This is a genomic window from Paracoccus wurundjeri, from assembly GCF_030678915.1.
In the GTDB taxonomy this organism is placed as follows: Bacteria; Pseudomonadota; Alphaproteobacteria; order Rhodobacterales; family Rhodobacteraceae; genus Paracoccus; species Paracoccus onubensis_A.
The window spans coordinates 99,902-120,000 of the sequence record NZ_JAUUTZ010000005.1 but is presented as its reverse complement, the minus strand read 5'-3'; the positions used below and the strand labels follow the sequence as shown (position 1 = coordinate 120,000).

The following is a 20,099-nucleotide window of genomic DNA, read 5'->3' as shown; positions in this document are numbered from 1 at the left end:
GACAATGCGCTGCGCTGGATGATCGTTTTGTGTCGTTCCTGTGAAACTGCATGGTAAGGGCGTTTCAGGGGTCATTTCTTCACCGGACTGTCATACCGCGCCGATATGGATAATTCATCCGAATGACTGGACGCCGAATGACTGGGGCGGGCGCATGCAGACCAATTGGCAAATGATCCGGGATCGACTGACCGAAGATATCATGCGCGGCGAATACGCGCCGGGCGAACGGCTGCCGACCGAGCCCGAGCTTTGCCGCCATTTCGGCATCGGCCGCCATTCGATACGCCGGGCCATCGATGCGCTGGTCGTCGATGGCAAGTTGCGCGTCGAACAGGGGCGCGGCACCTTTGTCGAGGCGGCGCCGCTGATCAATTATCAGATCGGCCGGCGTACACGTTTCCGCCAGAATCTGCGGGATCAAGGCGTCGCTCCGGGGGGTGACGTGATCGAGGTCGGGCAGGTTTCGGCGCCTGCCGCCGTGGCCTGTGCGCTGGAATTGCCCGAAGGCGCGCCGGTGCATCGGGTACTGACGCGCGGGCTGGCCGATGACGTGCCAATCAGCATCGGCCTGTCATGGCACCCCGCAGAGAGGTTTGCCGATTTCGGGCAGCGCCGGAGCCGTGGCGAGAAGATCACCGATATCTATCGCGCTTATGGGATTGCCGATTACCTCCGCCGCTCGACCAGCGTCTTCGCTCGCCGCGCCCGGAAAGACGAAGCATTGTTGCTGGCTCAGCATCCGGCGCTACCGGTGATGGTCATGCAAAAGACCGATGTGGATATGGAAGGCCGCCCTATCGGCCATTCGCAGGGAATCTGGTCGGCGGAGCGCGTGCAGTTCACGCTGGATGCCGATCCTTTGCCAACCGGTGGGGATCAGGATCACATGTCATGACCGGTAAAACCGAAGAGGATAGGATGTTTCAGGAAGATGACCCGGTCGCGCCCGGGTCGGGAAATCACGCGCGACTGCTGGAGACGCTCGCGCGGGCCGATGTTGCGCGGCTGAAGGCGCTGGCCGAGACGCTGTTGCCGTCGCTGCCTGCCCCCGAGATCCTGAAAAGCGGCACCGGCCTTGTCATGCTGCCGATGCGCGAAACGGTGCAGGGCACGGATTTCCATCTGGGCGAGGTTCTGGTTGCCGAAGCGCATCTGCGCCTGCCGTCAGGGACAGAAGGCTATGGCATGGTAACTGGTCGCGATCTGGAACGCGCCATGGCCATGGCGGTAGTAGATGCGGCCGCCCAGGAAAACGTACAGTCAGGCATGATCGCGGATTTCCTGAACGAAGAGGCGGCAGATATCGCTGAGAGGGATCGCGATACCCTGCGTGCGGTCGAGGCCACCCGCGTCGAGATGGAGACTTTCTGATGAATGTCATCCCGCGTCCTGATCAGGACGAAATCCGCGACAATGCAGCCTTCGAAGCTTTGATCGGTTCATTGTCGCGTCCCGGGCAGATCCACAACCTGCCCGAACCGGGGTTGCGTTCAGCCGCACTGGCGCTGGTCGATCTGGAATGCGCGGTTTTTACCGACGATCCGGCGCTGATCCCGGCCCTTGCGCGGACCGGTTGCCGGATGGAGGAGCCCGCTTTGGCGGATTACCTGTTTCTTTCGGGCGATCCGTTGACCGCAGCGGGCAGCGCATCGGTTGGATCGGCCCTGCATCCCGAAGACGGCGCGACATTGCTGCTGGCGGCCACGCTGACGGGCGGCCCGTCGCTGCGGCTGACCGGTCCGGGAATCGAGGCCGGGATCCGTATCGCTCCCTTGGTGAATCCGGCGCTTTGGTCGCTGCGCGATGCGCGCGGACCCTATCCGATGGGATTCGATCTGTTTCTTGTCGAGAATGCGCAGGTGATCGGTCTGCCGCGTTCGACCCATATCGAGGTGCTTTGATGGCCTATGTCGCAACCCGCGGAGGTGAACGCGCCATCGCTCAGGCGGAACGGCTTTACCGCGAAGGGCTGGGGCCTGTCGACCGCGACCGGGTGACTGTCATTGCCCGCAGCCTGCCCTGGCTGGTGGATCGGGTGATGGGCGAGGCGTCGCTTTACGAACCCGAACTGGCGGCATTGGCGCTGGCCCAGACAGGCGGCGATCTGTACGAGGCGGTGCTTTTGCTGCGCGCATGGCGGACCACCCAGCCGCGTCTGGCCATCGCCCAGCCGGTGACGCAGGACCGGCTTTTCACCCTTCGCCGCATTTCTGCCGCTTTCAAGGATATTCCCGGCGGCCAAATCCTTGGTCCGACGCTGGATTATTCACATCGCATCCTTGCCACCGGGGTGCTTGAGGACCAGCCCCTGAGCTCCGCCCCGGTTCAGAAAGCTGATCACCCCGCGCCGCCGCACCATCCCTCGCTTGCCGCATGGCAGAAGGCGCAGGGTCTGGTCGCCGATCCCCCGCGCGAACAGGTCGCCCCCGATGCGATCCCGGATCTGACAAGGGAACCGCTGTTGTTCCCGGCCCCGCGCGCGCACCGCCTGCAAAGCCTTGCCCGCGCCGATAGCGGTGGCGTGCTGGCGCTGGGTTATTCCGCCATGCGGGGCTATGGCAATGCTCATCCCACCGTCAACGAATTGCGGTTGGCCGAGGCCGAACTGCGTGTCCGTCATCCGCGCGGAACAGTTTTTTCGGCAGGGCGGGTGAAGATTTCGCAGGCCGAGGTTGCTGCCAAGAATGGCGGGACCCGGATCCGGTTGGGCTTTGCCGCCACGCTTGGCTGGAATGAGGTCAAGGTGATCTCGGCCGCGACGCTGGATCTGAATGCGGCTGGTGCGACCAAGGGCGCACCGACCGAAGAGGAATTCTTTCTCTATCACACCGAACCGGTCGAGGCTTCGGGCTTCTGCATCCATTTCAAGCTGCCACATTACGTCACCTTCCAGTCCTCACTGGATGCAATGCGCGACGCCAAGGCACGCAGCGCGGTCACCACGGAGACTGGCCCACATGCCCGTTACCCACATACTTCCGGGGATGCCGGGGGGGCGAGTGCCCCTGCCACGTTGCCAGACTCCGTTGAACAGATCGGGGAGACCGCAGAATGACCGCGCTTGGCGAACTGACCCGGCCATGGCAGGCAATGAGCTATGGCTTTCTGGATCCCTCTGCTAAACGAGAGTTACGCCGCGCCATGCTGAAAGCCGTTGCGGTCCCCGGTTGCCAGATCCCCTATGCCAGCCGAGAGGTGCCGATGGCACGCGGCTGGGGCACGGGCGGGTTGCAGGTGACCCTGACGCTGGTCAACCCCGGCTCGGTCGTCAAGGTGATCGACCAGGGCGCGGATGACAGCGTGAACGCCGTCTCAATCCGGCAATTCGTCGAGAAGGTAACGGGTGCTCGCGGCACCTGGGACACGCAGGAAGCCACGATCCTGCAATCGCGCCACCGCATCCCCGAAGAGATGCTGCGCGAGGATCAGATCCTTGTCCTGCAGGTCCCCAATCCCGAGCCGCTGCGGCCGGTTCAGCCGAACATGTCGGTGGCCCGCCAGATGCATGCCGATGCCGATTACGGGCGGCTGTGGCTGGTGTTGTATGAACAGATCGTGCGCTCGGGGCGGATCATGCAGGGGGCATCTTATCCGGCGATGGTCAATGGCCGGCATGTCATGACGCCGTCGCCGATCCCACGCTGGGATCTGCCCAAGCTGAACATGTCGCGTCACCTGACGCTCCTGTCGGCTGGGCGCGAGAAGCGTATCTTCGCCGTTCCCCCTTTTACCCGCGTCGAACCGCTGGCTTTCGCAGACATTCCCTTCCGGGTCGAGGATCACGCCAGTCTTGTCTGCCACCGCTCGGGCGTGACCGGTTTCTTCATGAACGAGATCCCGCAGACCGGCGGAGATTCGCGGCATGAACTGTCCGACAGCCATTTCGGCATCAAGGCGATCCGCCGCGCCGAAGGCGAGGCGGTCGAAATCGGTGCAACCTGGTACCGGAACGGAGCGATGACGTGACCCTGTATCCTATGGACGCCCCCGCCCAGAGCCCGACCCGCGATCTGCCGCGTCTGATGAGCGCAGCGCCGATCTTGTCCATGACCGGAATCAATCGTCGTTTCGGCACGGTCGTCGCCTTGCAGGACGTATCCGCCACCGTCTACCCCGGCGAGGTTCTGGGCATCGTCGGCGAAAGCGGCTCGGGCAAATCGACGCTGCTCAGGATGATGAATCTGGAAGACAGCCCGGATAGCGGCGATTACCGGCTGGCCATTCCGGGATCCGCAGGAAATCTGTTCGATCTTGACCGCTACGCCCGGCGGATGTTGTGCGCGCGCCATATCGGCATCGTCTATCAGAACCCGCATCTGGGGCTGCTGATGGAAAATTCGTCATCGGGCAATGTCGCCGAGCGGCTGCTGATCGCGGGCGAGCGCCGTTTCTCGGTGCTGAGGTCGCGGGCGCGCGAGGCGCTGGATGCCTCGGAATTCCCGTTGGAGCGGATGGATGCCCGCCCGGTCGAACTGTCGGGCGGTATGCAGCAACGGGTGCAACTGGCCAAGGCCATCGCGCTGGAACCTGCACTGCTGCTGCTTGACGAGCCGACCACCGGGCTGGATGTTTCGGTTCAGGCGCTGGTTCTGGACACGCTGAAGCGGCTGCAGCGCGACCGGGCGATCACGATGGTGCTGGTCAGTCACGATCTGGGCGTCATCCGCACCATGGCCGACCGGGTCATGGTCATGCGCAAGGGGCGGGTAGTCGAGGAAGGGCTGGCCGACCAGATCTTTCAGGATCCCCAGCATCCCTACACCCAGGCCCTTGTCCACGCCAAACTGTAAAGGCTGAAAATGACCGTCCAAACCGCCATGCCCGCCGCCTCTGCAAGCCTTGCGCCGAACCTGCCCGTGATCGAGGTCGAAGGGCTGGCCAAGCATTTCGACATGCATCATCTGGGGCAGCGGCTGGATGCCTTTTCGGGGATCGGTTTCCGGATAATGCCGGGGCAGTTCCTGTTGCTGACCGGCCATAACGGTGCCGGAAAGTCGACGCTGCTGCGCACGCTTTACCGCAGCTATCTGCCGCAGGCGGGTCATGTCTGGCTGAACACCGCAGAAGGGCGGATCGATCTTGCCCGCGCCGCCGATGTCGATGTGGCGCTGCTGCGGCGGCGCGAGATCGGGTTTGTCACCCAGTTCCTGAACGCCCGCCCGCGCGTCCCGGCCGAGGATCTGGTTGCCGAACCGCTGCGCCTTGCCGGGCGGCCCGCCGCCGGGGCGCTGGCTGTCGCGCGGGCCGCACTGGCCGAATTCGGCGTCAAGCGCGAGCTATGGGCGGCCTATCCCTCGACCTTTTCCGGGGGCGAGCAGCAAAAGGTCAATCTGGCCCGCGCGCTGATCCTGCCGCAGCGGTTGCTGCTGCTGGATGAGCCGACCGCCTCGCTGGATGCGGGCGCACGGGCGGCACTGGTGCGGCGCCTGGCGGCGCTGAAGGCGCAGGGCGTGGCGATGATCGGCGTCTTTCACCATCCGGGCGATGTTGCCGGGCTGATCGATGCCGAACTGAATCTTGACAGCAAGGAGACCAGTAATGTGGCTAAGTGATTTTCGGGTGGTGTTGCCGGACCGGGTGCTGCCGACCGGCTCGGTCCGTATCGAGAACGGGGCGATCGTCGAACTGGCCGATCGCGCGGTGCCCGGCGCTGCCATCCGGGGCGACGGTCTGCTGCTGCTGCCCGGCTTCATCGACATGCATGGCGACATGATCGAACGCGAGATCGAACCGCGCCCAAGCGTCAGGATGCCGATGGAACTGGGCTTGCGCGATCTGGACCGCAAGCTGGCCGGGTCGGGATTCACCACGGCTTATGCCGCGCTGTCCTTTAGCCCGTCTTCGACCTACGGGCATCTGCGCAGCTATGACCACACCAGCGGGGTGATCCGGGCGCTGAATGCAATGCGCGACGATCTTCTTGTGGATCACCGTGTCCATGCGCGTTTCGAGATTACCTTTCCCAAGGCGCTTGAGGTGATCGGGGCACTGATCGCAGAAGGCCATGTCTCGCTGATTTCGCTGACCGATCACACCCCCGGACAGGGCCAGTATCGCGATCTGGAACGGGTGATCCAGCGGACCATGCGGGAAAAAGGACTGTCCGAGGCCGAGGCCACGGATGCCGTTACCCTGCGCATCGCCGAGCGGACCCGCCCGGCCGAGGAACTTGCGGCGACGCTGGCGGCGATTTCCGCGACCTGTCGCGCGCATGGGGTGGGGTTGGCCAGCCATGACGACGACACGATCGAAAAGGTGGCCATGATGGCCGATCTCGGCGTGTCGATCAGCGAGTTTCCGGTGACCGAGGATGCCGCGCGCGAAGCCCGTGCCCATGGGCTGGCTACGGCGATGGGGGCCCCGAACGCGCTGCGCGGGCAAAGTTATTCGGGCAATCTCTCGGCGCGCGAGGCGCATAGTCACGGGCTGCTGGACATTCTGGCTTCGGATTACCACCCGTCCGCCATGCTGCCGGCGGTGCTGGAACTGGCGGGAACCGATCCTGACGGGCTGGCTGGCGCGGCGCGGCTGTCCTCGGCCAATGCGGCGCGCGCATTGGGATTGCCCGATCGCGGCAGTATCGAGATCGGCAAGCGTGCCGATCTGGTGGTCGCCAGCGACGAAGGTATCGGTCATGTGCGGGCGACGCTGCGGGGCGGGCGGTTCATCTTTTCCGATGGCAGCCTGCACCACCAGCCGCAGGTCGTTACTGCCGAATTTGAAACGGCATCCTGACCTTCGCTGCCGAAATCGTCGTCAAAAATTCATTCGGACGATATCTGATCGTCGCAGAACCGGAAGAAACTGCTTGCATGGAACAGAACATGCTTTCCCTTGACGGCATTTGTTGCCGCTTTGGCGATACGCGGGCGGTGGACCGGGTTTCGCTTGATATTCCGGCGGGCCAGTTCGTCGGCATCATCGGCCCGTCGGGAGCCGGAAAATCCACGCTGCTGCGGCTGATCAACCGGTTGGTTGAGCGCAGCGAGGGCGGCATCCACTTCGGCAGCCGCGAGATCACCGGGCTGCGCGGGCGCGCGCTGCGGCAATGGCGGCGCGATTGCGCGATGATCTTCCAGCAGTTCAATCTGGTCGACAGGCTGGATGTGCTGACCAATGTGCTAGTCGGACGGATTGCCGATCACGGCTTGATCTCGTCCATGACAATGCGTTTCAGCGATTCCGAGCGGGAACTGGCCTTTCATGCGCTGGATCGGCTGGGGATGGCGCATAAGGCGCTTGAGCGGGCAGGCAACCTGTCGGGCGGCCAGCAACAGCGGGTTGCCATCGCCCGCGCATTGGTCCAGCGCCCGCATGTCATGCTGGCGGATGAGCCCATCGCCAGCCTGGATCCCGGCAACGCCACCCGCGTCATGGATGCCCTGCGCCGGATCAATCGCGAAGACGGGCTGACCGTATTGGTCAACCTGCATACCCTGGACACTGCCCGGGCTTATTGCGACCGAATCGTCGCGATGCGGGCGGGGCGGGTCATGTTCGACGGAACCGCCCGACAGCTGACACCGGATGTCGTGCGCGACCTTTATGGAACCGACGGTCTGGGTCAGATCGACGAGTCCGTCACCTCGACATCCTTGCGCCGGCTGGAGCTGGCCTGAATTATCGGAGCACCCCATGAAAACCCTAGTTGTTACTCTGCTGCTGACGACTGCGGCCCTGCCTGTCATGGCCGAAGACTGGACCGAGGATTACCGCATCCTGCGCATCGGCGTGACCTCGTCCGAAAACGAAGCCGACCGCATGGCGCGATGGGAGCCCTGGCGGGCCTATCTGGCCGAGACATTCGGCGTCGAGGTCGAGATCTATACCGCCGGCAGTTATGACGGTATCGTGCAGGCGCTTGCCGCTGGTCAGATCGAATTCGCCAGCCTTGGCTCTTCCGCCTATGCCGCCGCCTGGACCGAGACCGAGGGTGGCGTGCGCCCGATCCTCGCCTCGCAGGAGGAGGACGGATCGACCGGCTATTATTCGATCATCGCGGTGCGCTGCGATGCCGGTTACGACAGCCTTGACGATCTGGAGGGCAAGGTTCTGGCCTTTGCCGATCCGGACTCGACGTCGGGTTATGCCGTGCCAAGCTATAATCTGGCGCAGCAAGGCTATGATCCGTCCACATTCTTCAGTGCGACGACGTTTTCGGGCAGCCATGAGGCCGCAGTTCAGGGGGTCGTCAACCGTCAGTTCGATGCCGCCGCGACCAATATCAACAACGAGGTGAACGGCGTTCCGCAGCGCATGGTCTCGAAGGGCATGATCGAAGAGGGCGAAATCTGCTGGATCTGGGAATCGCCCGAGATCACCAACGGCCCGGTTACCGTGCGTACCGATCTGCCCGAAGATCTGATCGAAGATATCAAACAGGCCTATCTGCGCGCGCCCGAAGATGCGCCCGAGGCATTTCGGTCGATCAGCGGGGGTGACGTCGCCACCGCGAAGGGCTTTGTCGAGGTGGATCACGACCGTTATCAATGGATCGTGGACATGCGCGAATGGCTGAAATCCCAGCGCCGCAGCTGACCGGATGTCCGGTCCGGTGGAGGCGGTGCCGCCGCCTCCATCACCGATTCAATGAAAGGCGGGCTTTGCCCGGTCGGAACGCATGACAGCAACCTGCACATTCGCCGCGTTCGAGGCGGATTACCGCAATCGCCGCCGCCGTATGCGCCTGTTCTTCTGGCTGGTCGCGGCGATCCTGGCAATGGCCCTGTGGGTTATCACGGATATGGCGAATTTCTTTCGTGTGACCCAGATCACCATGCCGGATGGTTCTCGCGAGGAACGCTGGATCCTGCTCGCCGGGCTGCCGAATCTGGGTGATTACGTCGCCAAGACCATCCCTGACCTGAGCTGGTCAAGTCTGGATGCGGATCTGGTCCAGTGGTTCTGGCGTTGGCCGATCTGGGCCGACCTGCTGCTTGAAACGCTGCTGATCGCCTTCATGGCGACCTCGCTTGGCGTCGCGGCCGGATTTCTGCTGTCTTTTCCTGCGGCCTGGAACCTGTCGCCGTCGCCCCTGCTGACATGGATCACCCGCCGCTTCCTAGAGATCGCACGCACCGTGCCGGATCTGGTCTGGGCGTTGATCTTCGTCTTCTGCTTCGGTGTCGGACCCATGGCGGGTGTGCTGGCAATCGCGCTGCATTGCGCAGGTGCGCTTGGTAAACTCTATTCCGAGGCGAACGAGAATGCGGATATGCGCCCTGTCGAGGGCGTGCGTGCCGCGGGCGGAACCTGGTTTGAGCAGATGCGCTATGGCGTGGTCCCGCAGGTGCTGCCGAACACGCTCAGCTATACGCTGCTGCGCTTCGAGATCAATGTCCGTTCGTCCTCGATCATCGGCTATGTGGGCGCGGGCGGCCTGGGGCAGGAACTGCGCACCGCCGTCAGCCTGCAGGAATATACCGACCTGTCGGCGCTGTTTCTGATAATTCTTGCTACCGTCTGCCTGATCGACTGGGGGTCGGAACGGTTGCGCCATCGCGTCATCGGACTGGAGGGCACCTGATGTCCGGCACATCCCTGATCATACTCCCCCGACCGCCCCGCTTGCGCCAGCGTCTGTTCTGGATCGGCTTTGTGGTGCTGTTCTGCTGGTGCCTCTATGATTTCGGCTTTTCGCCACAGCGGATCTGGCAGGGGCTGGGGCGGCTGGGAAATGTGTTGTCCTTCATGTTTCCGCCGCATCTGTGGACCGAATGGAGCGAGTTTTCGCAAATCCTGCAAGGATTGGGCGAAACGCTGGCAATGGCCTTTCTGGGCACGTTTCTGGGTGCGCTGGTGGCCTTTCCTTTGTCCTTTCTGGGCGCGCGGACGATCAATCGCATGGGCTGGCCGCGCTTCTGCCTGCGCCGCGGCTTCGATGTGATCCGCGCTTTCGAGACGCTGATTCTTGCGCTGATCTTCATCCGCGCCTTCGGCCTTGGTCCGCTGGCAGGCGTGCTGGCAATCGCGGTCAGCGAGATCGGTGTGCTGGCCAAGCTTTATGCCGAGGCGATCGAGAACACATCGTCCCGGCCGGTCGAGGGCGTTCAGGCTTCGGGCGGGTCGGTCGTTCAGGGGATTCGCATCGGCTTGCTGCCGCAGGTGATGCCGGTCCTGATGTCGATCACGCTGTACAATTTCGAATCCAATGTCCGTTCGGGCACCATTCTGGGGATCGTGGGCGCAGGCGGGATCGGCTTTCTGCTGGCCGACCGGATGGGCGCCTATCGCTGGGACGAAACCTGGTCGATCATCATTCTGATTATCGCCATGGTCTATCTGATCGACGGGCTGTCCGGATGGATCCGCCGGCGGCTGATCCGGCCCTCTTCGGCATGAGGCCCCGCCTGGCTTCATTCCGTCGAATTAGCGGCATCCGATGCTGCGCGGCAGGATCGGCCGTTGATTTATCCACAAATGGAAAACTGCAAAGATGAAGAAACTGAACGAGGCGCCGAATGTCCATCCCTCTGCGCGGGTGATGGATTGCCAACTGGGCCGCTGGACCGAGGTGCAGGCCAATGTGACGATGCGCGAAAGCAGCCTTGGCGATTATTCCTATATTGTCTCGGGCAGTAACGTGATCTGGTCCACTATCGGCAAGTTCTGCTCGATCGCCGAGGATGCGCGGATCAATCCGGGCAATCATCCGACATGGCGTGCCTCTCAGCATCATTTCACCTATCGCGCGGCGCAGTTCGGACTAGGTGAGGACGATGACGAATTTTTCCGCTGGCGCCGCGATCATTGGGTCAGCATCGGGCATGACGTCTGGATCGGCCACGGGGCGACGGTGCTGGCGGGTGTCAGTGTCGGCAATGGTGCGGTGATCGGCGCTGGCGCGGTGGTGTCGAAGGACGTTGCCCCCTATACCATCGTCGGCGGTGTGCCCGCCCGCCCGCTCCGTCGCCGTTTCACGGAAATGCAGGCCGAGGCGCTGCAACAGATCGCCTGGTGGGACTGGTCCCATCAGGAACTGGCCAGCGCGCTTCCCGATATCCGTGCCCTGCCCATCGACGCCTTCATCGAGAAATATCGCTGACGGCGCCGGGAAACCGAGGCGCGTTCCCACCCATAGGCGGTGATACGTTCATAAGGAGATCGCGCGATGCGCGACGGCAATCCGCCGTCCCAGATGTATGTGGATTTCCCGCGATGTGCCGATCTGTCCAAGAGCCAGCACGGGAATCCTGTAACTAGACATTCCGGATTCCCGAAGGCAGGCTGTCCCCATGACGGGTGAAGCGGTGGCATGTCGGACGGAACCGGCATGCCTGTTACCCACCTAAACCGCTGGTGACGCAGATTACCTGTGTCCCGGCTTGGCAGGCACCGCATCAGGAGTTGGGAGAATGGCGGAATTCAGCGTTAACGGAACGAAACACGTCTTTGACGGAGATCCCGAGACACCGTTACTGTGGTATCTACGCGATCTGGCAGGGATGCCCGGAACCAAATTCGGTTGTGGTCTGGGTCTTTGCGGTGCTTGCACCGTGCATCTGGACGGCGTGGCCGCGCGTTCCTGTCAGACATGGGTCAGCGATCTCGATGGGGTAGAGGTCACGACGATCGAGGGTTTGTCAGAAGACGGGAACCATCCCGTGCAGGTCGCCTGGCGCGAGTTGAACGTGGCGCAATGCGGCTATTGTCAGCCGGGGCAGATCATGCAGGCCGCATCGCTCTTGTCCGAGACGCCGGATCCCAGCGATGAGGATATAAACGCATCCATGAGCGGCAATATCTGCCGCTGTGGCACCTATCCGCGGATCCGCGCGGCGATCAAACTTGCAGCGGAAAGGGCGGGACAATGAATACCAACGTCACTTGGCGGAATCCTGCGCGGGCGAGAGTCACGAATGTCAGTCGCCGCGGTGTATTGCTTGGCCTTGCCGCCGGAACATTCGCGCTTTCCGTGCAATTGCCGCGGCGCGCGTCGGCGGAAGAGGAAAAGCTTTATGGCGGGGCGGGAATGCCCGGCGGGGTCAAGGACGATCCCCGGATCTTCCTGACGATTGAAGAGGATGGCACCGTTCGTCTGCTGTGCAACCGCGCCGAGATGGGGCAGGGGGTCCGCACCGGCTGGGCCACGGTCATCGCCGATGAACTGGAGGCCGACCCGACCCGGATCAGGGTAGAGCAGGCGCCGGGAAATCAGGACCTGTACGGCAACCAGAACACCGACGGTTCCCGCAGCATGCGCCACCATTTCCAGGCATTGCGCCGGATCGGCGCTGCCGCCCGGACGATGCTGGAACAAGAGGCGGCGTCACGCTGGGACGTGCCGGCGGACGAGGTGCGGGCAAGCGGACATCAGGTGACGCATGCCAATAGCGACCGCAGTTTCGGTTTCGGAGAACTGGCGCGCGCGGCGGCGGAACGCGATGTTCCGGCGGCCGAAGATCTTGTGTTCAAGGCGCCCGAGGATTTCCAGCATATCGGCAAGGACGTCAATAACGTCGATAATCTGGATATCACCACGGGCAAGCCGATTTACGGGATCGACAAGCAGCTTGACGGGCTGGTCTATGCCGTTATCGCCCGTCCGCCCGTCTATGGCGGCAAGGTCAAAAGCTATGACGATACCGAAGCGCGCAAGGTCCCGGGCGTGATCGAGATTCTCGAAATCGATTCACCCGACATTCCCTCGGCCTTCCTGCCGCTTGGCGGCATTGCCGTGGTCGCGGAAAATACTTTCGCCGCGAACAAGGCGCGTCTGCTTCTGGAAATCGAATGGGATGCCGGCGACAACCAAAGCTACGATTCCGCCGAATACCGGAAAACGCTTGAAGCCGCCTCGGAACAACCGGGCGAGGTCATGCGGAACGATGGCGATGTGGATGCCGCTTTGGCCGATGCGGCAGAGCGGATTTCGGCATCCTATTATCTGCCCCATCTCGCCCATGCGTCGATGGAGCCGCCTTCCGCGACGGCCCGTTTCGCCGATGGAAAATGCGAGGTCTGGACCAGCGTTCAGGCCCCCGAGGCGCTGCGTACCGACCTGATGAAGCGGTTTGAGCTTGCGCCGGAAAACGCGGTCGTCCATTCCATGCTGCTGGGTGGCGGCTTCGGGCGCAAATCCAAGCCGGACTATGCCAGCGAGGCGGCGATCATTTCGAAAGCCCTCGATGGTCGTCCGGTCAAGCTGACCTTCACGCGGGAAGACGACATCCAGCATGATTTCTTCCACACGGTTTCGGTAGAGCGCCTTGAGGGCGGGCTGGATGAAAACGGCAAGACTGTGGCATGGCTGCATCGGACGGTGGCACCGAGTATCGGCTCGACATTCGAGCCGGATGTCGTCCATCAATCGGCGGGCGAACTGGGGATGGGGGCGGTGGACAACCCGTTCGATATCCCGAATCTGCGTGTCGAGAACCCGGAAGCCGCAGCCCATACCCGCATCGGGTGGTTCAGATCGGTCTATAATATCCCGCATGCCTTTGCCGTGCAGAGTTTCGCGGCGGAGCTTGCGGCTGCTGCGGGCCGGGATCACAAGGAATATCTTCTGGAACTGCTGGGCCCTGACCGCGAGATCAGCCGTGCCGCGATGAACGACACGGCAGTCTATGGCGAGGACCCGGAACTTTATCCCTATGACACGGCCCGGCTGCGTAAGGTCATCGAAGCTGCGACCGAAGCCGCCGGATGGGGCCGCGATTTGCCTGAAGGCAGGGGATTGGGGCTGGCGGCGCATCACAGTTTCGTCAGCTATACCGCCGTTGTCGTCGAGGTCGAGGTCAGGGATGGGGGCCTGATCTTCCCGCGGGTAGATATCGCGTTCGATTGCGGGGCGATCATCTCGGCGGACCGTGTGCGCGCGCAATTGGAAGGGGCTGTTGTTCAGGGAGTGAGTCTTGCCACGCTTGGCGAGATCTCGTTCAAGGACGGCGTGCCCGAGCAGTCGAATTTCGATGGGTTCGAACTGACCCGTATCGATGCATCGCCGGTTGAGATCCACACGCATCTAGTCCCGTCGCTTGATTATGACTCGCCTCTGGGTGGGGTCGGGGAACCCGGTTTGCCTCCGGTTGCTCCGGCGATCACGAACGCGATTTTCGCGGCGACCGGCAAGCGCATCCGCGCGCTGCCTATCCGCGATCAGTTCGTCTGATCTGCAGGGCGGCGTAAGGGGGACTGGTTGCGGAAAGGGATAATTTCCTTTCCGCAACCACCTTGCCATTGCAGGTGGTTCAGTTCGGGAACTTGGCCTTTGTGACAGGCCAACTGTCCATGAGTTTCGGTGATCATCCCGGTCCGCAAGGTGAATCATCAGTCGATCTGTGCGACAAAACCGGCTGGCTTTGGTTCTTTAAAAGCGGATATTTCGTTTTAAGTCTGAAGCTCATCGGTATGCGGGTCTTTCTCGACCCTGATTCGGCGCCTTTTCGCGCCGGTCTCGGGTGGCGAACCGGTATGGAAGACGAATTCCGGCGGGCGACACTTCAAACGGCTCCCCAGATTCAATAATTGGTCGCGCAGCGCGTTTTCGGCGCCTACCTCGGCGCCATCCAGCCAGATATGCAGCGCGTTGCCGCGTTGAACGATCCCGTAGTCACGCAGTTTCTGCGGCAAGCAAGCGATGGTGGTGCGGATCGCCTCGGAGGTGATCAGGCGCGGGCCCTGCGCCGAATCCCACCACAGGATATCATCTTCGCGGCCTTCGATCCGGGCGATGCGCTGGCTGGCGCAGCCGCAGGCGCAAGGGGTGGGATCGGGGATCAGAACGTCGTCCAGCCGGTAATTCAGGATCGGCAGGCTCTTGCGCGTGAAGTCGTGGATGATCGGGCAGAACGCGCCGGTGGCCGGATCGATCACATCGCGGTCGACGCGCAGCCAGCGCTCGTTCAGATGCAGCTGACCCTGGGGACAGGTCATGGCCAGCACGCCTTCGGTCGCCTGATAGACCTGATCGGCGCCGTTGCCGAAGGCGTGGCGGATCAGCGTGGCATCGTCGGGTGACAGCGTTTCGGCGACCGAGATGATCCGCCGCGGCGACAGGGCGATACGGCCGGCGATATGCTGTCGCGCAAGGGCCGCCAGAACCTGTGCGGGCGCAACAAGGACGGTCGGATCGAGCGCGGCGAGACGTGACAGATGCTCGTCGAACGAGGCGAGCAGGTCGAAGAATTCGAACCGGACCAGAAGGTTCGACATGCTGCGATACAGTGCATTGTCGGCGCGCATGAAGAAGGCCACGCGTTGACGCCGCCACAATTGCGGCCAGTAGCGGCCCAGCATGATTGCCGCCCATAGCCGCCTTTCGCCGGGTGTCGCCAGGAACAGGCCCCGCTGCCCGGATGTGCCGGTGGACAGACCAACCGAAACCCCCCCGATCAGCGGGCTGAAATCCCGGCTGGTTTCGGCGCGCAGGGCGATCTGCATGGCCTGATCGCGATCTATGCCGCAGGTATTGATGGCCGAAAATTCCGCCATCAGCCGGGCCTTGTTCATGCGCGGCAGTTGCGCCAGCGGCAGCCCGGTCATGTCGCGATAGAAGGGAGAACGGGGCATGACCTTTGCCCGGAACCGCCGAAAGGCCGCATCGTGATGTGCCTCGATCTCATCACGCGAGGCGAAGCCGCGGCCATAGCGCGTGTGCAGGAAAGCGGACAAGCTCATCCGGTCACCTCGGGGCAATGCGAGGGATCAACAGTGATATCCGGACGGCGCTGCAGCAGCGTGCGCAGCCGGGCGAAGGTCTGCCGATAGCGGGTCGCATCGCCCAGGCGTGACAGCACGACGCCGGGTGGCAGCCGGTTTTCGCGCAGTGAGCGGCGGCCAAAGGCGGCGTCGGCGATCAGGAAGCGCGCGATCTCAGGAATCCAGATGCCGGTCTGGCCGGTGCCGTGGCCGGGCAGGGGAATGGCGATCAGGCGCTTGTCGCCAAGAAGGTCGTGGCCCAGCGGAAATTCTTCCAGCCCGGTTGCAATCTGCGGCCCTCTCTCGACCGGTTGCGGGTTGCGGGTCAATATGGCGTCGCGCAGCCCTGGCGGGCAGGCGGCGCCGAGACTGGACAGATCGCCACGAGCCCGCAGATCTGCGATTGCCTCGGCGGAAGCGATGACGGGAATATTCCTGGGCAGATCGATCAGCCCTGCGCTGTGATCGGCATGCATATGGGTCAGGAAGACCAGATCCGGCAATCGCGGCAACTGGTCCGGCAGATGCCGGGACCGGGGCAGATATACCGGCGTCAGCCAGCGATAGAGCCGCGCCGGAAAGTCCCGGGTCGCGGTGAAGAAGGCCGGGCCATAGCCGCTATCGATCAGAACGCGGGCGCTGTCCGTCTCGATCAATGTTGCAAGCGCGGGAAATGTCGTGCCGCGCAGGCCGGGAAGGCCCGCCGCCCATGCGGGTGCGCGGCACTCGCCGATCCGCAGCGTCTTCAGGCGAAGCATTCGGCTGCTCCTTCCGCAAAATCGACACGTGGCCGATAGCCCAGATCCCGGCGGGCGGCTGAAATGTCCAGTGTCAGACTGCTGCCCAGCGAGGCGACGGCCTGCAAGGTCAGCCGCGGCTCGGGTCCGTTTCGCGCCCGGGCGATGCGTTCCGAAAGCGCGGCGATCCCGCGGGCCATACCATGCGGCAGCGGCAGGGTGCGCAGAGGCAATCCGCCACGCTGGGCGATCATCGCGACCAGTTCGCGGAACTGGAATGTCTCCCCCGATGTGATATTCCAGACTCCGCCATGCGGACCGGAGGCGGCCAGGATCATTGCCCGCGCCGCGTCATGGCGATGCGTCAGGTCGATCAGTGCCCGGCCGCCACGGATCATCGGCACGCGGCCATGCCGCAGGGCGTCGATCACGCGCGGCAGCAGTGCCCGGTCATGGCGGCCATAGATGGCGCGCGGGCGGATCGCCGTGCAGTGCATGTTTCCGCAATGGGCCAGCACCATCTGCTCGGCCAGGCGCTTGCTTTCGGCATAGAAAGACAGCGGCCGCTGCGGCAGTGCCGCATCCTCGGACAAGTTCAGCCGGTCGCTCCCGTCGGCATAGATGCTGGGTGAAGAGGCGAATACGAAGCGTTTGACTCCGCCCCGTTCGGCGGCGGCGATCAGGCGCCCGGTTGCCTGCACATTGGCCGCATGAAACTGCGCTTTGCTGCCCCATGCCGAACTTAGCGCCGCACAGTGGAAGACCACGTCGCTGTCGTCAACCAGCGGGGCAAGATCGGCTGTGATCAGATCGGCGGCGCGAAAGCCGGGCAGGTCGACGGGTCGCCGGGCGGTGGTCGCGATCTTCCAGCCATGCGTTTCCAGCTGCTCGACCAGTGCCCGGCCAAGGCAGCCGCTGGCCCCTGTCACCAGCGCCCGCATCAGAACCGCACCATCATGCCGCCGATCGAAATTCCGGCCGAGGTCCCGACCAGCAGGGCCGTATCGCCCCGCCGCAGCCGCCCCGAGCGGACCGCATGATCCAGAGCCGTCGGGATCGAGGCGGCGATCTGGTTGCCGATCCGGGCAAAGATGTCGATGACCCGCTCGGGTCGGAGCCACAGGTTGCGGACGGCATGCTGCAGGGCCTGCGCGCTGGCCTGATGCGGCACGACGCAGCCGACCGCGTCAAGTTCGACCCCGGCCGCCTGCAACAATCTTTGCATGAAGCGGGGCAGATAGCGCGAGGCAATCCTGAAGGCCCTGCTGCCATCCATATGAAAGCGGTCCTGACCCGGACCGATGCCGCGTGCCGGATTGACCCGGGTTCCCCCTGCCGCCAGCACGCAGGCGTCGCGGCCATGCGCATAGGTACGGAAGTCATGGGCCAGCACCGCGCCGTCGCCCCCCGCCTCGATCACCGCCGCCGCCGCGCCATCGCCGAAGATGGCCGCCGCTTCGGGATGGCTCCAATCCAGTCCGACCGAGGCGATGTCCGACGAGAACACCAGCACACGCCGCGCCCGGCCAAGCCTGATCTGCATTGCCGCCAGATCCAGTGCTTGCAGGAAGCTCAGGCAGGTGGCGTTCACATCGAAGGCCGCGATCCCCGAACGGCCCAGCCCCAATCGGTCCTGCACCAGCGCCGCCGTCGAAGGGATGGGCTGCTCCATGACGCCACAGGCGCCAAGGAGCATGTCCAGATCCCCGGGCGCGCAGCCGGCCATCTCCATTGCCTGCAATGCCGCCTGCGCCGCCATGAACGAGGTGGTTTCCCCGGCATCCGCAACATGACGGGCGGCGATCCCGTAACGCTTCTCGCATGTGCCCGGGAGCCAGCCCATCTGGCTGTCGATTTCGGTCGAGCGCAGGACCCGGCGCGGCAGATAGCTGCCGGTTCCGGTGATTGTAAGGTTGTTGAATAACATCTTTCGGCACCATTATTGAACAGCGTTCACTAACGTTGACAAGGCTTCCCCGATCTGTCAAGAATATTTTTGAACATTGTTCAGGAATCCCATGGCCAGACCCAGACAATACAATCACGACACCCTGCGAATTCAGGTCATCAAGGCTGCCAAGCTGCTGCTGGAAGAAGGCGGCCCGACTGCGCTGACCGCGCGTGCGCTGGCGAAATCGGTCAGGACGACACCCGGCACCATCTACAACCTGTTCGACGGCATGAGCGGAGTGCTGCAAGAGGTGAACCGGCAGGCGCTGGTCGATCTGGCGCGATTGGTGGATGGCGTCGGCGACAGCGAGCCGCGGGCCCGGCTGCTTGCGCTGGCCGAAGTCTATGTCGGCTTCATGCTGGACCGCCGCGCGGTCTGGCGCGCCTTCTTCGAGGGGCCACGGATAACGGGCGTCTTTCCCGACTGGTATCTGGCGCAGATCGACGGCCTGATCGACCGCATTGCCCAGCCGATCACGGCGCTTGAACCGAAGGGCGATCCTCGCCTGCTGGCCGAACAGCTTTTGCTGTCCGTGCATGGCATCGTCGCGCTGGCCGCCATCGAGCGGCTGGATCTGATCACCCGGCAGAAGCCGATGGATCTGGCCCATGCGGCGGTCGAGCGTATGATCGCCTCTATCCGGGCCGGTGCCGAATGACCTTGCTGACCGGTGAGGCGGCGTCTTCGATGCGGGCTGCGCTGCTTCTTGGCTCGGCCCGTTGCGGCTCGACGCTGGTGTCGAACATCCTGCGGCAGCATCCGGCGGTCCTGTCGGTGTCCGAGCTGTTCGCCGCGGCCGGGCACAATGCGTTTCGCCCCGCCGTTCTGAACGGGGCGCGTTTCTGGTCGCATCTCGCCATGCCCTCTGCCGCCATGTCGCAAGTGGCCAACCCGGATGCCGCCCCGGGCGAGTTTCTGTATGGGTGCATGGCCGGCTCGGCGCATGATCCCTGGCATTGTCCGCCGATCCTGGCTGTCACCCTTCCGCATCTTTGCGATGATCCTGATGCCCTGTTCGATACGCTGGCGGCACGTCTTGCCGCCGCGCCGCGCGCGACGCTTGCCGACCATTACCGGGCGCTGTTCAAGGAGCTTGCCCGGCAACTGGGAGGCCGCGAGATCTGGGTCGAGCGTTCGGGCGGTTCACTGGTTGCCGCAAAGACGCTGCGCAGCATGTTTCCTGACGCGGCGCTGGTCCTGCTGACCCGCAATGGCCCCGAGACGACGCTGTCCATGCGCGATTATCCGGCGGCGCGGCTTGCCATCTGGTGCTGGCGCCGGTTGGGGTTTCTGGGCATCGACTTGTTGCACCCCGACCGCCATTTCGGTCGCGGCGCCCTGTGGCCCCTGATCGCCGCCCTGGCTGGTTCGTCCGGGGTGCGCCGCATCATCTCGCGCCGCCCGACGCTGGCTCAGACCGGGGAGTTCTGGTCGGCAATCACCATTCGCGGATTGGCGGGTCTTGGCGGTGCGCAGCCGCTGATCCTGCGATACGAGGATCTGTGCCGCGACCCGGTTTTGTGGATCAAGGCACTGGTCGCCTATCTTGGATGCGACGCGCCTGCCGTCTGGCTCGACCGGGCAGCGCAGTTGCCGGAACGCCGCCCTTCGCGATTGGCGTTGCTTGGTTCTGTCGAGCGTGACGAACTTGCACAGGCATGTGCGCCGGGCGAGGCCGCGCTTGCGGAATTTACCGCGAGCCTGACGCCCATAGCCCGATAATCCGGGAAAGCCTCCCGCTATTCGTCAGGCGCGGCGGGAGGGAG

21 protein-coding genes are annotated in these 20,099 nt (G+C 63.6%); 17 read left to right on the top strand and 4 right to left on the bottom strand.

From position 1 onward, the window contains the following. Positions 1-154 precede the first annotated feature (154 nt). The 15 genes from phnF (at position 155) to Q0601_RS06970 (ending at position 14,116) form a co-directional block, all read left to right on the top strand. Positions 155-898 carry a phosphonate metabolism transcriptional regulator PhnF gene (gene phnF / locus Q0601_RS07040; RefSeq protein WP_305288590.1) on the top strand — a complete coding sequence of 248 codons (744 nt, stop codon included), beginning with the start codon at positions 155-157 and terminating at the stop codon, positions 896-898. After that, positions 895-1,374 carry a phosphonate C-P lyase system protein PhnG gene (gene phnG / locus Q0601_RS07035; protein WP_305288587.1) on the top strand — a complete coding sequence of 160 codons (480 nt, stop codon included), beginning with the start codon at positions 895-897 and terminating at the stop codon, positions 1,372-1,374. Before phnF ends, phnG begins: the two co-directional genes overlap by 4 nt. After that, positions 1,374-1,904, top strand: a complete 531-nt coding sequence (gene phnH, locus Q0601_RS07030; protein ID WP_305288586.1) for a phosphonate C-P lyase system protein PhnH — start codon at positions 1,374-1,376, stop codon at positions 1,902-1,904. Before phnG ends, phnH begins: the two co-directional genes overlap by 1 nt. Next, positions 1,904-3,058 (top strand): carbon-phosphorus lyase complex subunit PhnI, encoded by a 1,155-nt coding sequence (locus Q0601_RS07025; RefSeq protein WP_305288585.1) that lies wholly within the window; start codon positions 1,904-1,906, stop codon positions 3,056-3,058. The genes phnH and Q0601_RS07025 overlap by 1 nt, the downstream gene beginning before the upstream one ends. After that, a complete protein-coding gene (locus Q0601_RS07020) occupies positions 3,055-3,969 on the top strand; it encodes an alpha-D-ribose 1-methylphosphonate 5-phosphate C-P-lyase PhnJ (protein WP_305288582.1) in 915 nt (304 codons plus the stop codon). The genes Q0601_RS07025 and Q0601_RS07020 overlap by 4 nt, the downstream gene beginning before the upstream one ends. After that, complete coding sequence (locus Q0601_RS07015) at positions 3,966-4,793, top strand: ATP-binding cassette domain-containing protein (RefSeq protein WP_305288580.1); 828 nt, start codon at positions 3,966-3,968, stop codon at positions 4,791-4,793. The genes Q0601_RS07020 and Q0601_RS07015 overlap by 4 nt, the downstream gene beginning before the upstream one ends. A 9-nt stretch (positions 4,794-4,802) precedes the next feature. Beyond that, positions 4,803-5,555 carry a phosphonate C-P lyase system protein PhnL gene (locus Q0601_RS07010; protein ID WP_305288578.1) on the top strand — a complete coding sequence of 251 codons (753 nt, stop codon included), beginning with the start codon at positions 4,803-4,805 and terminating at the stop codon, positions 5,553-5,555. Next, positions 5,542-6,738: an alpha-D-ribose 1-methylphosphonate 5-triphosphate diphosphatase gene (locus Q0601_RS07005; RefSeq protein WP_305288576.1), complete on the top strand. Its 1,197-nt coding sequence runs from the start codon at positions 5,542-5,544 to the stop codon at positions 6,736-6,738. The genes Q0601_RS07010 and Q0601_RS07005 overlap by 14 nt, the downstream gene beginning before the upstream one ends. A gap of 77 nt (positions 6,739-6,815) precedes the next feature. Beyond that, positions 6,816-7,622 (top strand): phosphonate ABC transporter ATP-binding protein, encoded by an 807-nt coding sequence (gene phnC / locus Q0601_RS07000; protein ID WP_305288574.1) that lies wholly within the window; start codon positions 6,816-6,818, stop codon positions 7,620-7,622. A 16-nt stretch (positions 7,623-7,638) separates the two neighbouring features. After that, positions 7,639-8,541, top strand: coding sequence for a phosphonate ABC transporter substrate-binding protein (gene phnD, locus Q0601_RS06995; RefSeq protein WP_305288572.1), 903 nt, complete (start codon positions 7,639-7,641; stop codon positions 8,539-8,541). Positions 8,542-8,623: 82 nt separating this feature from the next. Then, the gene (gene phnE, locus Q0601_RS06990; protein WP_305288570.1) at positions 8,624-9,529 is read left to right on the top strand and encodes a phosphonate ABC transporter, permease protein PhnE; all 906 of its coding nucleotides are present in this window, start codon (positions 8,624-8,626) and stop codon (positions 9,527-9,529) included. Next, positions 9,529-10,344, top strand: a complete 816-nt coding sequence (gene phnE / locus Q0601_RS06985) for a phosphonate ABC transporter, permease protein PhnE (protein WP_305288568.1) — start codon at positions 9,529-9,531, stop codon at positions 10,342-10,344. The genes phnE (Q0601_RS06990) and phnE (Q0601_RS06985) overlap by 1 nt, the downstream gene beginning before the upstream one ends. Positions 10,345-10,438: 94 nt before the next feature. Beyond that, positions 10,439-11,047, top strand: coding sequence for a DapH/DapD/GlmU-related protein (locus Q0601_RS06980; protein WP_305288566.1), 609 nt, complete (start codon positions 10,439-10,441; stop codon positions 11,045-11,047). Positions 11,048-11,357: 310 nt separating this feature from the next. Next, a complete protein-coding gene (locus Q0601_RS06975) occupies positions 11,358-11,816 on the top strand; it encodes a (2Fe-2S)-binding protein (RefSeq protein ID WP_305288564.1) in 459 nt (152 codons plus the stop codon). Next, the gene (locus Q0601_RS06970) at positions 11,813-14,116 is read left to right on the top strand and encodes a xanthine dehydrogenase family protein molybdopterin-binding subunit (protein ID WP_305288562.1); all 2,304 of its coding nucleotides are present in this window, start codon (positions 11,813-11,815) and stop codon (positions 14,114-14,116) included. Before Q0601_RS06975 ends, Q0601_RS06970 begins: the two co-directional genes overlap by 4 nt. Before the next feature lie 218 nt (positions 14,117-14,334). Here the strand turns inward: Q0601_RS06970 and Q0601_RS06965 are convergent, their stop codons facing one another. The 4 genes from Q0601_RS06965 to Q0601_RS06950 are packed head-to-tail and all read right to left on the bottom strand — an operon-like array spanning position 14,335 to position 18,309. Beyond that, positions 14,335-15,624 (bottom strand): F390 synthetase-related protein, encoded by a 1,290-nt coding sequence (locus Q0601_RS06965; RefSeq protein WP_305288559.1) that lies wholly within the window; start codon positions 15,622-15,624, stop codon positions 14,335-14,337. Continuing rightward, positions 15,621-16,403 (bottom strand): MBL fold metallo-hydrolase, encoded by a 783-nt coding sequence (locus tag Q0601_RS06960; protein ID WP_305288558.1) that lies wholly within the window; start codon positions 16,401-16,403, stop codon positions 15,621-15,623. The genes Q0601_RS06965 and Q0601_RS06960 overlap by 4 nt, the downstream gene beginning before the upstream one ends. Then, on the bottom strand, positions 16,391-17,323 hold the full coding sequence (locus Q0601_RS06955) for an NAD-dependent epimerase/dehydratase family protein (protein WP_305288556.1): 933 nt from the start codon (positions 17,321-17,323) through the stop codon (positions 16,391-16,393). The genes Q0601_RS06960 and Q0601_RS06955 overlap by 13 nt, the downstream gene beginning before the upstream one ends. Then, positions 17,323-18,309: a 3-oxoacyl-[acyl-carrier-protein] synthase III C-terminal domain-containing protein gene (locus tag Q0601_RS06950; protein ID WP_305288554.1), complete on the bottom strand. Its 987-nt coding sequence runs from the start codon at positions 18,307-18,309 to the stop codon at positions 17,323-17,325. The genes Q0601_RS06955 and Q0601_RS06950 overlap by 1 nt, the downstream gene beginning before the upstream one ends. A gap of 91 nt (positions 18,310-18,400) precedes the next feature. Here Q0601_RS06950 and Q0601_RS06945 point away from each other — a divergent pair, with 91 nt between their 5' ends. Beyond that, on the top strand, positions 18,401-18,991 hold the full coding sequence (locus Q0601_RS06945) for a TetR/AcrR family transcriptional regulator (protein WP_305288552.1): 591 nt from the start codon (positions 18,401-18,403) through the stop codon (positions 18,989-18,991). Continuing rightward, on the top strand, positions 18,988-20,055 hold the full coding sequence (locus tag Q0601_RS06940; RefSeq protein ID WP_305288551.1) for a sulfotransferase: 1,068 nt from the start codon (positions 18,988-18,990) through the stop codon (positions 20,053-20,055). The genes Q0601_RS06945 and Q0601_RS06940 overlap by 4 nt, the downstream gene beginning before the upstream one ends. Positions 20,056-20,099: the final 44 nt, after the last annotated feature.